At 62.5% G+C, this 15068-nt stretch carries 12 protein-coding genes; 6 read left to right on the forward strand and 6 right to left on the reverse strand.

Translation table 11 applies throughout. The features are described from left to right. Positions 1–108 precede the first annotated feature (108 nt). The 3 genes from VIZ63_RS10410 (at position 109) to VIZ63_RS10420 (ending at position 4027) form a co-directional block, all read left to right on the forward strand. Complete coding sequence (locus VIZ63_RS10410) at positions 109–1557, forward strand: hypothetical protein (protein WP_331609524.1); 1449 nt, start codon at positions 109–111, stop codon at positions 1555–1557. A 59-nt stretch (positions 1558–1616) separates the two neighbouring features. Further along, positions 1617–2645 carry an FAD:protein FMN transferase gene (locus tag VIZ63_RS10415; protein ID WP_331609525.1) on the forward strand — a complete coding sequence of 343 codons (1029 nt, stop codon included), beginning with the start codon at positions 1617–1619 and terminating at the stop codon, positions 2643–2645. Positions 2646–2722: 77 nt separating this feature from the next. After that, complete coding sequence (locus VIZ63_RS10420; RefSeq protein ID WP_331609526.1) at positions 2723–4027, forward strand: amidohydrolase; 1305 nt, start codon at positions 2723–2725, stop codon at positions 4025–4027. 112 nt (positions 4028–4139) lie between these two features. On the opposite strand, the gene VIZ63_RS10425 is transcribed toward VIZ63_RS10420, so the two are convergent. The 3 genes from VIZ63_RS10425 to VIZ63_RS10435 form a co-directional block, all read right to left on the reverse strand. Next, complete coding sequence (locus VIZ63_RS10425) at positions 4140–4940, reverse strand: Sir2 family NAD-dependent protein deacetylase (protein WP_331609527.1); 801 nt, start codon at positions 4938–4940, stop codon at positions 4140–4142. 165 nt (positions 4941–5105) lie between these two features. Further along, the gene (locus tag VIZ63_RS10430; protein ID WP_331609528.1) at positions 5106–5639 is read right to left on the reverse strand and encodes a glycine zipper 2TM domain-containing protein; all 534 of its coding nucleotides are present in this window, start codon (positions 5637–5639) and stop codon (positions 5106–5108) included. Positions 5640–5822: 183 nt separating this feature from the next. Continuing rightward, on the reverse strand, positions 5823–6764 hold the full coding sequence (locus VIZ63_RS10435; RefSeq protein ID WP_331609529.1) for a trypsin-like peptidase domain-containing protein: 942 nt from the start codon (positions 6762–6764) through the stop codon (positions 5823–5825). A 575-nt stretch (positions 6765–7339) separates the two neighbouring features. On the opposite strand from VIZ63_RS10435, the gene glnE reads away from it, so the two are divergent. Both glnE and VIZ63_RS10445 read left to right on the forward strand, forming a co-directional pair. Beyond that, positions 7340–10207: a bifunctional [glutamate--ammonia ligase]-adenylyl-L-tyrosine phosphorylase/[glutamate--ammonia-ligase] adenylyltransferase gene (glnE, locus tag VIZ63_RS10440; RefSeq protein WP_331609530.1), complete on the forward strand. Its 2868-nt coding sequence runs from the start codon at positions 7340–7342 to the stop codon at positions 10205–10207. 231 nt (positions 10208–10438) lie between these two features. Further along, positions 10439–10642, forward strand: a complete 204-nt coding sequence (locus VIZ63_RS10445; protein ID WP_331609531.1) for a zinc-finger domain-containing protein — start codon at positions 10439–10441, stop codon at positions 10640–10642. Positions 10643–10718: 76 nt separating this feature from the next. Here VIZ63_RS10445 and VIZ63_RS10450 read toward each other — a convergent pair whose 3' ends face one another. Genes VIZ63_RS10450 through VIZ63_RS10460 form a run of 3 tightly spaced genes read right to left on the reverse strand, consistent with a single transcriptional unit; the run spans position 10719 to position 13911 of the window. Continuing rightward, on the reverse strand, positions 10719–11111 hold the full coding sequence (locus VIZ63_RS10450) for a DUF6165 family protein (protein WP_331609532.1): 393 nt from the start codon (positions 11109–11111) through the stop codon (positions 10719–10721). Then, complete coding sequence (gene asnB / locus VIZ63_RS10455) at positions 11072–13078, reverse strand: asparagine synthase (glutamine-hydrolyzing) (RefSeq protein ID WP_331609533.1); 2007 nt, start codon at positions 13076–13078, stop codon at positions 11072–11074. Before asnB ends, VIZ63_RS10450 begins: the two co-directional genes overlap by 40 nt. Before the next feature lie 14 nt (positions 13079–13092). Then, positions 13093–13911, reverse strand: a complete 819-nt coding sequence (locus VIZ63_RS10460; RefSeq protein WP_349261167.1) for a glycosyltransferase family 2 protein — start codon at positions 13909–13911, stop codon at positions 13093–13095. Between the two features lie 64 nt (positions 13912–13975). Between VIZ63_RS10460 and VIZ63_RS10465 the strand changes: the two genes are divergently transcribed. After that, entirely contained in the window at positions 13976–15007 is a 1032-nt protein-coding gene (locus tag VIZ63_RS10465) for a CDP-glycerol glycerophosphotransferase family protein (protein ID WP_331609535.1), read from the forward strand. The last annotated feature ends 61 nt before the right edge of the window (positions 15008–15068 follow it).

Consider the following 15068-nt stretch of genomic DNA (forward strand, 5'->3'; position numbering starts at 1 on the left):
GAAGGAAATGCGTCCGGCTTCAGCCGGGCCCGGCCGACGGCCGTGCTTCGCTTACGTTCGACTGAAGTCGAACCCACGAGAACAGGATCACAACGCGAAACTGCACACATGAAGCATAGAAAACTAATCCGCACCGTCGCCATCCTGGCTGTCGTCATCGGCGCCGGTGCGCTGTTCACGTGGTACCAGTTCTTTCGCGAAGAACCCCAGCCGCAATGGATCACGGGTGATCCGGAGATGCGTTTCAAGTACGGCTCCATCGGCGGCGAGCGCGACGCCGGGATTCCTTACTGGATCTTCTATGTGATGCCGCGCATGTTTCCGGAAAAAATCCCTGGTCCGAACGGTTTCGCTTCGTTCGGCTTCGCCTGGGAGCAGGGTCAGGAGCTGCCGATCGGCTTCGTCAAGAAGACGATCGGCTTCGAGCGCGTCGGCAACAACTGCGCGATCTGCCATACGGCGAGTTATCGACGCAGCGACGACGCGAATCCGACGTTCGTTACCGCAGGTCCGGGCCACGCCTTCAATCTCGAAGCGATGTTCCGCTTCCTGGTCGATTGCGCGAAGGATCCGCGTTTCAACAGCGACAACCTGATGCACGAGATCGACCTGGTGACCGACCTGTCGTGGATCGACAGCGCCATCTATCGCTTCGTGCTGATTCCGATCACCAGGAAGCGGCTGCTGGAGCGCGAGTCGCAGTTCCAGTGGATCTATCGTCACGACTTTCCCGAGTGGGGGCGCGGCCGCGACGATGCCATGAATCTCACCAAGTATTTCCTGGTGGGGTCGCCGATGGACGATTCGATCGGGCCGACGGACATGCCGTCGATCTGGAACCTGAAAAAATACGATCGCGAAGGCACGACCCTCAACTGGGCGGGCGACAGTCACGACGAGTATTCAGTGATCATCGATTCGGCGCTGGGACTGCTCGGCGCGGCGCCCAAGAGTAACGACGAATTCCTGCAGGAAGTGCAATGGCTGCAGGACTACCTATCGGCGAAGGCCCCGCCGAAGTATCCGTTTGCGATCGATGAGGTGCGCGCGGCCTCCGGCAAGGCGGTTTTCGATCGCGAGTGTGCGCGGTGCCATGCCAGCGATCTCACCGGCGCGCGGATGGAGCTGCGTGGAGTCGATACCGATCCGGAGCGCCTGTGGACGTGGAAGAAGGCGCACGCGGTGGCGGCCAACAACAAGGTCAAGGAGTTCGACATCGATCGCCCGGGCCTCGTCGAGGAGGATCTCATCGGCTACAACCCGCCGTTTCTGGATGGGATCTGGTTGCGTGCGCCCTATCTTCACAACGGCTCGGTACCGACACTCCGCGATCTGCTGAAGCCGCCGGCCGACCGTCCCGCGCTGTTCTGGCGCGGCTACGACGTGTATGACCCGACGAACGTCGGCTTCGTCTCCGCTGCGGATACGCGTGCGCAGGAGGTCGGCACGCAACACGACGTCGCAGACCGTTCGAACGGCAACGGCGGCCACCTCTTCGGCACGACGCTGCCGGAGGCCGACAAGGATCTGCTGGTCGAGTATCTGAAGACGCTCTGAGGGCTTCCGGCGCTCAGCGGCGTCGCGGTAGCGCGAACCGATGCGCTACCCTGCGTCGCGTGAATGCCATCCATCGATTCTTCGCACCCTGGGTGCTGATCCTCGTCGTGCTCGCCGGCTGCGCCCGCTCGCCCGAACTCATCGTGCTGTCCGGCCCAACCATGGGCACGACGTACTCGATCAAGGTCGTGGCGTCGTCATCGACTGATCGTGCACTCCTGCAGGCGACGATCGATCAGGTGCTGAGCGACATCGACCGACAGATGTCGGGGTATCGCGCAGACTCCGAGATTTCCCGGTTCAATCGTTCTCGATCAACGGACTGGTTCGACGTGTCGCCCGATGTCGCGAAGGCGGTCGCCGCCGCGGCGCGTGTCAGTGAGCTTTCACAGGGCGCGCTGGATATCACGATCGCGCCGTTGGTAAATTTGTGGGGCATGGGGCCCGACGGAGAATTGCGGGAGCTTCCTGGTACACAGCAGATCGAGCAGGCCCGCGCGGTGGTCGGCTATCGCAGGCTGGAAGTTCGCGGCGAACCGGCGGCGCTGCGCAAGGAGCTGCCTGGGTTGACCGTGGATCTGAACGCCGTTGCCTCAGGTTACGCTGTCGATCTGATCGCGGCGCGGTTCACTGCGCTGGGCCTCGCGAATTTCATGATCGACATCGGCGGTGAAGTGCGCGCGCATGGACGCAATGCGCAGAACGAATCGTGGCGGATCGCCATCGAACGACCGGTCGATGCCGAGCCCGAGCCCTACGCGATCGTGAAGCTGGACGACACCGCGGTGACGACGTCGGGCGAATATCGTCACTACGTGATGCGTGACGGTCATCGCTATTCGCACACCATCGATCCGCGCACGGGCCGGCCGGTCGAACACAAGCTGGCGTCCGTCGTCGTCGTGACAGCGGCCGCTGTCGATGCCGATGCATGGACCACAGCGCTCAATGTACTGGGCGAAGAGGCAGGCTATCGATTGGCCACGGAGCGGGGCATTGCCGCTATGTTCATCGTCGCTGCAGGGCAGGGCTTCGAATACCGCATGACCGACGGTTTCGAGCGCTATCTGGCAGTCGCTCCCCGATAGACATTCTGCTGCGGAGTGTCGGAAGCGGCCGGCCACGCTATAGTCGGTTGCCTAACCAACAAGAACAAGGAACCCGCATGTCTTCCACGATTCGTCAGGTGGCCGGCGTCATCGCCGTGCTGGTCTCGGGTGCGGCACTCGGTGAGGTTTCGCAGGCGCAATTGGAATCGGCTACGGCCAGGGTCGATGCCAGCGTCATCGCCTGGCGCCGCGACATCCATCAGCATCCTGAGCTGGGCAATCGCGAGACCCGGACCGCTGCCTTGGTCGCGGCGCACCTGAAGAAGCTTGGGCTCGACGTGACGACCGATATTGCGCACACCGGCGTGACCGCGGTGCTTCGCGGCGGCAAGCCGGGACCGACGATCGCCCTGCGCGCCGACATGGACGCGCTGCCGGTCGTCGAGCAGACCGATGTGCCGTTCAAGTCCACCGTGACGACCGAGTACATGGGCAAGAAGGTCGGCGTCATGCATGCCTGCGGTCACGATGCGCATACCGCGATCCTCATGGGCATCGCTCAGACGCTGGCATCGGTGCGAGCCGACCTGCCGGGTACCGTGCTCTTCATTTTTCAGCCAGCGGAGGAAGGGCCACCGGAGGGTGAGGAGGGTGGCGCGTCCATGATGATCAAGGAAGGACTGTTTGCCAAAGTGAAGCCCGAGGCCGTGTTTGGTCTGCATGTCGCGGCCGCGATTCCCAGCGGTGTCGTGGGCTATCGGTCCGGACCCTTCATGGCCGGCGCAGATACTTTCCAGATCGACATCACCGGCCGGCAGGCTCATGGCTCGCGGCCCTGGTCGGGGGTCGATCCGATCGTCATCGGCTCGCAGATCATCGTCGGCCTGCAGACGATCGTGAGCCGTCAGGTCGACATCACCGAGTTGCCGGCGGTCGTGACCGTGGGGCAGTTCGAGAGCGGCGTGCGCCAGAACATCATTCCGGAAACTGCGCGCATGCGCGGGACGATCCGTACGTTCGATACGAAGGTCCGCGAAGACGTCATCGAGCGGATGCAGCGCACTACCGAGAACATCGCGACAGCGGGTGGCGGCAAGGCGACACTGACCGTCAGCGATCATTCGTATCCGATCGTGGTGAACGATCCCAAGCTGGTGGCCCGCACATTGCCGTCATTGCAGCGAGCGGCAGGCAAGGACAAGGTCGTGATCACGCCATTGCAGACCGGCGCGGAGGATTTCGCCTTCTACGCGCAGCAGGTTCCCAGCTTCTTTTTCTACGTCGGGGTCACCCCCACGACCACGGACGTTGCGAACGCTCCGACGAATCACTCACAGCTTTTCTATATCGACGAACCTGCAATCGGCATCGCCACGCGCGCGCTGCTTGCGGTGGCAGTGGACTACCTGCAAGCAGAATGAAGAATGAAAGAGCAAGAACTCCACGGGCAACGCGGGGTATCACAGGGACAAGGTTCTTCTTTGACCCCGAGTTGCCCCGTGTTCCCGTGGATATGCTGAATTTTCTTCTGGTCTATCCCACCACACGCGTCATCGTCGCGCCGATGCCGGCGTGAATGACGAGGTCGGCGGCGTCGTCCACCTGGGTGGGATCGCGATTGACGATCACCAGCGCGGCACCCTTCTGGCGTGCGCGCAAGGGGAAGTCCGCGGCCGGGAATACCGAGAGCGATGAGCCGAGCACGATAAACAGGTCGCAGCGCATGGTCTGATCGTGCGCGCGCTGCATCGGCAATGCCGGCATCTGCTGGCCGAAGGAAATCGTCGCCGACTTGATGACGCCGCCACAACGGCTGCAAGGCGCAACCGTGCCGGTGCTGCGGAATTCCTTCTCGATATCCACCAACTCGTAACGCGCATGGCAGGTGAGACACGTTGCATACGTCGAGTTGCCATGCAGCTCGATGACTTTATCGTCAGGCACGCCGGAGGCCTGGTGCAGGTTGTCGACGTTCTGAGTGATGACCGACGCTGCTTTGCCGTCTTTGATGAGTTGCGCGATGGCGCGATGTCCCGCGTTCGGTTCGGCGCCGACCCAACCATCTGTGTTCTGAAACCGTCGACGCCAGGCCTCGCGCCGTGTTGCTTCCGAGGCGATGAATTCCTGGTAGTAGATCGGCTGCATCTTCGTCCACACGCCGCCGGGACTGCGAAAATCCGGGATACCGGATTCGGTGCTGATGCCGGCGCCGGTGAAGAACACGACGTGACGGCTCGCATCCAGGAGCTTGCGAAGGGCTTCGGCCTGGGCAGGTTCGGGATCGGGTGAGGCAGAGCGCCCCGGGTTGTCGCTATCGTTGGGATCGTTTTGCATGGGGGCGATGATCGGCGGGACTGGTCGTCGCACTCTATCTCGATGACGGGACAGGTGCGACGCCAGGTCTGAATGCGAGGCCCTGGTTCATGGCCGGAAAGGGTTCATGGCCGGAAAGGGCTCATGACGGAAGGGCCCATGACGGGAAGGACCTCGCCTGCATCATCAACCCTGATGCAGTACCAGCTCACCGTCGACAACCGGAATGCGGTCACCGGGCTTCTCGTCCATGCGGACCGTGTGAGTCTCGTCACCCAACCGGTACTTCACGTCGTAGCCGATGACTTTCTGACTCTCGTCGTAGACCGTCTGGCACTTGGTCTCGGTGGTCTGATACGTGGCGTTGTTCTGGACACGTTGCTGCACCTTGTTTCCGGCGTAACCGCCGGCCGCCGCACCAGCGACGGTCGCGACGTCGCGTCCGCTGCCGCTGCCCACCTGGCTGCCCAGCACGCCGCCAACCACCGCGCCGACCACGCTTCCGGCAATGCGCTTATCATCCTTCACCGGCTTCTGGCGCGTGACGACCTGCTCGTTGCACTCCTGACGGGGTGTACGGGTGGTCTCGGAGATCGGCTCGACATTGAGTACGTCGGCGTACTTCGGTTTGCGGTCGAACATGTCGAGGCCGCCAAGGGCCGCGCCCGCTGTGACCACTGCAGCGCCAACCACCAATCCGGTCACCAAAGATCTGTTCATACAATTGCTCCTGATTATCTCGATGTCGCGAATCGCAGACGTGAGCTGCGCTCGGAACTGTGCGTATCGTATAACGTCGCAGGCAGGGATGCGGGTTCCCGCATGGGGCGCGCCGCACGGCGGCGCATCGAAAGACCGCGAAAAAAGTTTTTGACGGCGCTGTGGCGAATTGGCGCCGTGATTTCAGAGCCTGGAGTTTGCGTCTTTCTTGTCGTTGGCCTGCAGCTCGCCCAGCAGCGTCTGCTCCAGCCACTCGTTCATCGTGATCATGGTGTTGCGCGTTGCGCCGTCCGTGCGCTGCGTGGCGACCGTATGGATACCGATGATGATGCCGCTGCGTTCATCGATCACCGGTGCGCCCGCGGCGATGCCGCGCGTGTCGATGTCGTGAGTGAAACCTTCCAGGCTTGCGAGCGAAACGCCGTTGACCTTGCGGTCATAGACCGTGCCGCGGCTCTTGGCTTTCAGCGGGTCGGATTCCATGTCGCTGCGGAAGCCGATCATCACCACCGGTCCGGTTGATCCGGAGAACTTGCCCATTGGCATGGTGCGCTGAGCGTAGCTCGACGGCTCGCGCAGCCGCACGACGGCGAAGTCTTTCGCGGCGTGGCCGCTGGCGCCAGCTTCCGTTTTCCATTGTGACCTGATGTACGACACCGGGATGCGCTCGCGGATCTGGCCGAGAGAATCGCTGCTGGTGTAGATGCAGTTGTCGGCCTCCGTGGTGCTGTCCTGGCCTTCGAAGGTGTGCGCCACAGTGACGCCGATGTCGAAGCCGCCGACGAGAACCGCCGTCGACATGCGTTGTTTACCGTCGACGGTGCAGACGATCGCGCCCACGCCGCTGAACGAGAAATATTCCTGGCTCGACAGTTCGTCGCGTCGCGCGATGGTGCCGGACACCTGTAGTGTCGCAGCGAATTCGAGCAGCGAACGTTCGGGGACGGTCACTGCAGCGACGGGTGTACTCGAACACTGCTTGCCCGTGCTGCACAGTGTGGATGTGGCGTGTGACGGCTGCACCAGCGCAACGCCGGCCAATGCCACGAGAACAGCAGTGAACCAAAGGGCATGGCGCGGCGCACCAGGCCAGGCGGAAGCGGTCGTGAGTGATCTGCGGCGCATGGTCAAGCATTAACCTCGTCAGCGATACCCAAGTCACTGCGACGAGGCACCAGATGCGGATAAGGAGTTTCCTGAAGGGGTTTCTCCAGCACTGGCGCCAGCGCCCTGGCTTGCCTGCAAGTCCGTGTCGAATTGCAGGTTGTTGTCGAGCCTATGATGGGTGAATCGGCACAGCGGTGACGAAGATCAAACTTCGACGCAAGGAATCTGCGAATTCTGAGACGCGGATCGAGAATCCAGCGATTGATGGACGCACAAAAAGGCCGAAGCGTTGCCGCTCCGGCCTGGCGTGTCGCGAACGCGTTGAGATCGTTACTGGCCGGTCAGGAAGGTGATCGCCACCAGTCACCAGGCAGCGCGCTCTTTGCGACTGGTGAGGATAGGGAGAGGGACCTGGCGAAGGTCTCGCCAAGACACTTGTCCTGTCCTCGACAGGCGCACGGCCGACAGGCGCACGCGGTCAAAAAATGCACCAGGCTCTGAGAGATCGACGCGATTATCCGGGCAGCACTCTGTGCGTCGTCGCCAACCACCCACTACACTTGCCGCGTTGACCTCCCTGGACACCGGATGCGATGACTGCAGAAAACGTACAGGCCCTGCTGAAGGCCGCGACCGCCCGACTCGACGAGGCCCGCGATCTGCACGCGGACGAATGGACCGCGATACGCGAGCAGCCGGCGGTCGAGGAATCGCTGGTGCGCGTGTGGGCTTGCAGCGAATTCGTTGCCACGTCGTGCCTGCGCGACCCGTCGCTGCTGCAGGCGTTGATCGGGAATGGTCACTTGCTCGAAGCCTGTGACGACGAATGGATCGCCGCCGATCTGCAGGCGTGGAATTGCGGTGAGTCGGAAGCGCAATGGATGGAAGCGCTGCGGAAGTTTCGCCGCCGGCACATGGTGCGCATTGCATGGCGCGATATCGCGGGTTGGGCGGACATTGCCGAAACGCTGCGCGATCTGTCGGCCCTCGCCGATGCCTGCATCGGGTTTGCTTACCGGAAGAACTACGAACTGCTGGGAGCCCGCTACGGCTTTCCCATCGGTGAGTCCGATGGAGCGCGTCAGCCCATGATGATCCTGGGGATGGGCAAACTCGGCGCCCGGGAACTGAATTACTCCTCCGATATCGATCTGGTCTTTCTCTATCCCGAGGAAGGTCAGACCGATGGCGCCCGCTCGATCGACAACACCGAGTTCTTCCTGCGCCTCAGCCAGAAGATCACACAGCTGCTGTCGAGCCAGACAGTGGATGGCTTCGTGTATCGCGTCGATCTGCGTCTGCGGCCGTTCGGCGACAGCGGCCGGGTGGCCCTGGGGTTCGGCGCATTCGAGCACTACCTGCAGCAGCACGGGCGCGACTGGGAGCGATACGCCTATGTGAAGGCGCGTGCGATCACTGCGACGGAGCATTTTCCGTCGCTGTACGAAGAAGTGCTGCGGCCGTTCGTGTTCCGGCGTTATCTGGATTTCGGTGTCTTCGAATCGCTGCGCGACATGAAGGCGATGATCGCGCGCGAAGTCGAGCGCCGCGAACTGAGTGACAACGTCAAGCTCGGCCCCGGCGGCATCCGCGAGATCGAGTTCATCGTGCAGGCATTTCAGCTGATTCGCGGCGGCGGTGATCGCCGGCTGCAGAATCGTGAATTGCAGACTGTACTGCCGCTGCTGGCCAGCCAGCGATTGCTGGGGCGAGATGCGGTGGCGGATCTCCAGGCGGCCTATCGCTTTCTGCGGCTGGTCGAGAACCGCCTGCAGGAGTGGAATGATGAACAGACGCACCAGCTGCCATCCGAGGAGACAGCACGGCAACGATTGGCGCTGTCGCTGGACAGGGCCGACTGGTCGTCCGTGGCGACAGAGCTGGGCATGCACCGCGAACGGGTTTCGCATTGGTTTGCGCAGACTGTCTTCGGGCCGGTTGCAGGCACGCCGGATCAGCGACCCGAATCCAGCGCTGCGTTGGATCTGGACGCGGAGCCGGATGATTTCGCCAAGGCACTGCGACAGTTCGATATCGACGAAGCGCTGTTCGAGCCGCTCGAACAGTTGCGCGCCTCCAGCTATTACCGGCGGTTGGACGAGACTGGCCGACGACGCTTGCGCGATGCACTGCCGCGTATCCTGAACAGTGTTGCGGCTACCAGGGAGCCGGTACTCACGTTCGGTCGCATTGCGCGCATCCTGGAGATGATCGGCGGTCGCACGGTCTATCTCGCCCTGCTCAACGAGAACACGCCGGCGCTGCAACGCCTGGTGCGGCTGTGCTCGCAGAGCCAGTTTCTGGCGGATCAGATTGCAGCCCATCCGCTGCTGCTCGATGAGTTGATCGACGAGCGCCTGGTCGAAGAGCCACCCACCCGTGCGCAGTTCGTCGGCGACATGGAGTCACGACGCGGCGCGCTATACGGCGAGGACGCCGAGCGCCAAGTGGAGCTGCTGCGGCACTTTCAGCGGGCGGCGCTGTTTCGCGTGGCCGTGGCCGATCTGACCGGGCGCTTGCCGCTGATGAAGGTCAGCGATCGACTCACCGATATCGCCGAACTCATCGTGGCCGAGGCGCTGTCGCTTGCGTGGGCGCAGCTGACCGCGAAGCACGGGCGGCCGATATATGAAGATGCTACGGGCACAAGCCGCACTGCCAGCCTGATCGTCGTCGCCTACGGCAAGCTTGGTGGTCTCGAGCTGGGCTACAGCTCGGACCTGGATCTGGTGTTCCTGCACGATTCCGTGGGCGAGGTGCAGCGTACCGACGGCGCCAGCTCGATCGAGAACACGGTGTTCTTTCAGCGGCTGGCACAACGGCTGATCCACCTGCTTACCGTGCACACCTCGGCGGGGCGGCTCTACGAAGTCGATACACGTCTGCGCCCGGGTGGGAATCGCGGACTGCTGGCGCAGACGCTGCAGAGTTTTCGCGAGTACGAGTTTCAGGAAGCCTGGACCTGGGAGCATCAATCGCTGCTGCGCGCTCGCGCCATCGTGGGCGAACCCGCGCTGCGTGAAGCATTCGAGAGTGCGCGCGTCGAAGTGTTGCGTAACGCAGTGCGGCGCGGTGATCTGCGCAATGAAGTGCGCAACATGCGCGCGAAAATGCGCGAGAACCTGTCCAAGGCGCAGCCCGGGGAATTCGACCTCAAGCAGGACGCCGGCGGTATCGCGGATCTCGAGTTCCTGGTGCAGTACTGGATGCTGAAATGGGCCGATAAGTATCCGGAGATCGTGATCTTCTCGGACAACATCCGCCAGCTCGAAAGCCTGGCATCAGGCAACCTGGTGCCGCAATCGCGGGTGGACTTCCTGGTGAACACCTATCGGCGCTACCGGGAACGCCTGCATCGCCTGTCACTGAACGGCGCAAAAAACATCGTCGATGCGTCGGAATTCGTCGAGGAACGGCGCGGGGTGGTGGCGATCTGGGATGAGGTAATGGGGGAGGGATAAGTGGATAGTTGACAGTGGAAAGTTGATAGTTGATAGTTGAGAGGCAACGGCACCGTGCTCCCACTGTTCACTGTCAATTCTTCAGCGCGACGAGAAAACATCGATTCCGCAGCCATCCACTTTCCACCGTCAACTACCCACTTATCCCGCGCTTTCCACTGTCAACTATCAACTTTCAACTGCTCCGCGGCTCCATGCAATAATGCGCCGTCGCCCTGCCGAGCCCCGTCCATGTCCACTCCCGAACCTGCCGCCAAGCTGATCCAGTCCAACGCCCAGAGCCAGTACACGGTGACGACCGCGGATCTGCCCCTGTCGTGCCCGATGCCCGGCATGTATCTGTGGAATTCGCACCCCAAGGTGTTTCTGCCGATCGAGAAGACCGGCTGGGCGAAGTGCCCTTACTGCAGCGCGGAGTACACGCTGCAGAGGTAGTGGATCGTTGATAGTGGATAGTTGGACAGCGGTGCAGCTGTCTCTTCGCTTTCAACTATCCACTTTCAACTCGCTCTCACTTGTAGTCTTTGTAGCTCTTCTCTTCGACGATCCGCGATCCCAGCTTCGCATTGATCTGCCGCTTCACGGCTGCGCGCTCGTCGTTGGTGACGTAGACCGCGCGGGCGAGTTCGATGAATTTCGCATCGAATTCCTTCGCGAACTCCTTGTCGCGGATGTCGTCCTCGACGACCCACAGCTTCTCGTTGATCGTCTTCAATGCCGCCCACTCGGCGGTGATGTCCTGCTTGCCATGCGCTGAGTCGCGCCAGGTCGATTCCAGCAGCTGCAGTTCGACGCGCACGTTGGCGACTTTCGTCGCGTCGGAGATGCGCTCCGACTTGATCTGCAGGATGGTGATCTTGTCGATCAGTTCGCCGGGGGAGATGGGGACGAGGATGTCTTGCATGAGAAATATCCGGCGTGGGCCGATCGTTGATGCAGCGACTGCTGCTGTTGAGCCCATTCCAGCCACGCCTGGAACATGAGCACATTCCATAGGTGAGTGTGCCACTTTCTCTGTCCGCCGAGATACTCGGCCCAGAGTGCCGCGATCGGCTCGGCCACCAGGTAGCCTTCGCGCGCAATGCGTGCAGGGTCGAGCAGCGCCTCGGCCCAGGGACGCAGCGGTCCGCTGAGCCACGCACTTACCGGCGCGGCGAATCCCGTCTTGGGGCGTTTGATCAGGGATTCCGGCAGGTAGCGCCGCAGCAACTCACGCAGGATCCATTTCTGTTGCCCGTCCCGCAGTTTCAACGCGGTGGGAATACGGAACGCCAGTTCGACCACCCGGTAATCGAGCAGCGGGGCGCGCGCTTCGAGACCGACTGACATGCTGGCGCGGTCGACCTTCGCCAGGATGTCCTCGGGCAGGTACGTGACCAGGTCGAGATACATGAAGCCATGGGCCACATCCTTGCCGGGCAGTTGCCAGTCCGTCCGGGTGAAGGGTGTCGGATGTTCCGTGCTGCCACGGACCAGGGCTTCCGGATTGCGCCAGCGCGACATGCGGTTCAGATAGATGTCGGCCGGGGAGCGGGTGCCGAGTTCGCCTGCGACCATGGCCAGCTTGCTGACACGCGCTTCGCGTCTGGCGTGCGATCGCAGTGCCCGGGACAGTCCGTGGCGCACCGGCCCCGGAATGCGATCGAGCAGCTTCGCAACGCGCAGGGCGCGCTGATAGCGCATATAACCCGCGAAAAGTTCATCGCCACCATCGCCGGAGAGCGCCACCTTGACGCTCTGTCGTGCGAGTCGCGCGACCAGGCAGGTCGGAATCTGCGACGAGTCGGCAAAGGGTTCGTCGAACAGGCGGGGCAAGTCCGGCACCAGTTCGAGGGCGCTTTCTCCCGTGACGTACAGCTCGGTGTGATCGGTGCCGAGATGCGTGGCAATCGCGCGTGCTTCGGGCGCTTCGTTGTTCTTCGAATCGTGGAAGCCGATCGAATACGTCTGCACGGGGCGTGACGACTGAGCCTGCATCATCGCCACGATCAGCGACGAGTCGACACCTCCTGAGAGGAACGCACCCAGTGGCACATCCGCGTGCATGCGGGTGGCCACCGCATCGCGCAGCAGCGTATCCAGCGTATCGACGGTTGCGTCCGTATCGGTGCTGACCGGATTGGCGACAGCAGTGCCGAGCACGTGGCGCGAATCCCAGTAGCGCTGACATGCATCGTGCGGCGAGTGATCCTTGCCGCCAGCGGCGGCGTCAGCGGCACTCAGTGTCAGGCTGCTGCCAGGCGGCAGCTTGTAGATGCCTTGCAGAATGGACCAGGGTCCGGGCACATAGCCGTGCCGCAGGAACAGCGCGAGCGAATCCCGGTCGATGCGCAGCTCGAACGACGGATGAGCGAAGAACGCTTTCAGCTCGGAGCCGAAGACGAGCGTGTCGCCGAGCCAGCCGTAGTACAGCGGCTTCTTGCCGATGCGATCGCGCGCCAGGTGCAGGCGGCGCTCACGGCGGTCCCACAATGCGATGGCGAACATGCCGTTGCAGCGACGCAGGGTCTCGTCCAGTCCCCAGGTCTCGACCGCGGCGAGAAGCACCTCGGTGTCCGAATGCCCACGGAACTGCTGCCCGAGCCGGGTCAGTTCGGCGCGGAGTTCGCGGTAGTTGTAGATCTCGCCGTTGAATACGATGGCGTAGCGCTGCGTCGCCGAGAACATCGGCTGATGACCGTCGGCGGAGAGATCGATGATGGACAGGCGGCGATGCCCCAGGCCGATGCCAGCGTCGTCGTCGTACCAGATGCCCCGGTCATCGGGGCCGCGATGTTCGAGCGCATCCGTCATCGCATCCAGAATGCGGTCAGGATCGGCACCCCGCAGCGATGACGGGGTTGCCAACAGGAACCCGGCGATCCCGCACATTCAGCACCCGCCCGTCACGACAGGGAGCCTTCGTTGTATTTGTCGGCGCAGTCCAGGGAGGCCGGGTTACGGAGCATTTCGTAATAGCGCAGCCGCTTGTACACCGCGTACGAAGCCGCTACCTGCGAGACGACATAGCCGCGTCCGCCATCGAGAAATCCCAGTCGCAGCACGTAGTCCTTGAGAAAGGCCGCAACGAAGACGAAAGGCGATGCCCACAGTCGCGCGGGTCGCTTGCGATCGAGCCAGTCGCGCGCCTTCAGCTCGGAATATTGCAGGATCTTGAGGTGCCGATGCCGCAGCGTTGGATTGTGGTGATGCACCAGGCGACCGCGGAACGAGCGGGTCGTGCCGGCGAATTTCAGCGATTCATGCACGCGCACGTCCGACCAGCGGGCACGCTGGCGGTGATAGATGCGTCCGAGCTTTTCCGCGACCATCGGCCGATACCAGCGCATCGGTTCGCCCATGTACCAGGTCTGCCGCCGGATGAAGGCGCCGGCGGCCTGCGACTTGATGAGGTCGGGCAGCTTGTCCTCGAGTTCGCGCGCCAGTTCCGGCGACAGCACCTCATCGGCATCGAGCACGATGATCCAGTCATGGCTGGCCTGGGTGGTGGCGAAGTTACGTTGTGCGCCGAAACCGAGCCAGTCCTGATGGACGACGTGCGCGCCGTGCGCTTTGGCGATGGCGGGCGTGCCGTCGGTGCTGCCTGAATCGACGACGAGTTTCTCGGCGGCAAATGGCACACTATCCAGGCAACGGCCGAGGACTCCCGCTTCGTTGCGAGTGATGACCAGCAGTGTGATGGGCAATGTCGCCGTAGTCGGCATGCCGCGAGTTTCACACACGGGCGCGGGGCTGTCATACATGGGCTGGCGCGGGAGAGGTTGCATTGTGTCCCGATATCTTTTCTTCGTTTCCGAGCTCTATGCGCTGGCGATCCTGCGTCCGTTGCAGGAAGCAGTCCGTGCGCGAGGCGATGAAGCCGCATGGTTCTGCGAGCGCGAATCGCTCAGCGAGTACCTTCGCCCGGAGGAGGTGCGGCTGGCATCGGTCCAGGCTGTCATCGATTGGCGACCCGACGCGGTATTCGTCCCGGGGAACTGGGTGCCGCAGTTCTTTCCCGGGTTGAAGGTCGAAGTCTTCCATGGATTCAGCGTTGGCAAACGCAGCGAAGCGCGCGGGCACTTCCGGGTGCGGGGTTCCTTTGATCTGTACTGTACACAGGGGCCCGATACAACGCAGCCCTTCCAGCAACTGCAGCAGCAGCTGGGTTTTTTCCGCGTCGTTGAAACGGGCTGGTCCAAGCTCGATCCTCTGTTCAATGGCCGATACCCGAGAGACCAACGGACCCGGCCTGTAGTTCTGTACGCATCCACGTTCACCGAAAGCATTACGTCAGCGCGCGTACTGCGCGACACGATCGCGGCCAGCGCCCAGCGCGGTGACTGGCAGTGGCTCGTCACGCTGCATCCCAAGATGGCGCCGGACATCATCGAGTCCTACCGCGCGCTCGAGGGGCCTGATCTGCGATTCGCGATGACGGATGACATCCTCGCCTTATACGCGCAGGCGGATGTGTTGCTATCCGATACTTCATCCGTCGTGCCGGAATTTCTCACCCAGCACCGTCCGGTCGTGACGCTGCGCAATCGACGTCCCGGTCCGCATCTGCTCGACGTTCAGGAGATCGCGGAGGTCATCCCGGCGGTAGAGCATGCGCTGCAACAGCCTGAATCTTTAATGAATGCCATCCGTGACTACGCGAATCGCATTCACCCCTATCGCGATGGCAGATCCAGCGAGCGCGTACTCGATGCAACGTCTCACGCGATTCAAGTCGGTCGCGCGGGACTGACGCGCAAGCCGCTCAATGTGTGGCGGCGAGTGCAGGCGCGTCAGCGCCTGGGGTATTGGGGGTTCTAGCGAAATATCGAGTCGGCGGGAAGAGAGATGAAGAAGATCCCCCGTGGAAAATCTTTTTCTC

The organism is Povalibacter sp. (genome assembly GCF_036520495.1).
Taxonomy (GTDB): Bacteria; Pseudomonadota; Gammaproteobacteria; order Steroidobacterales; family Steroidobacteraceae; genus Steroidobacter.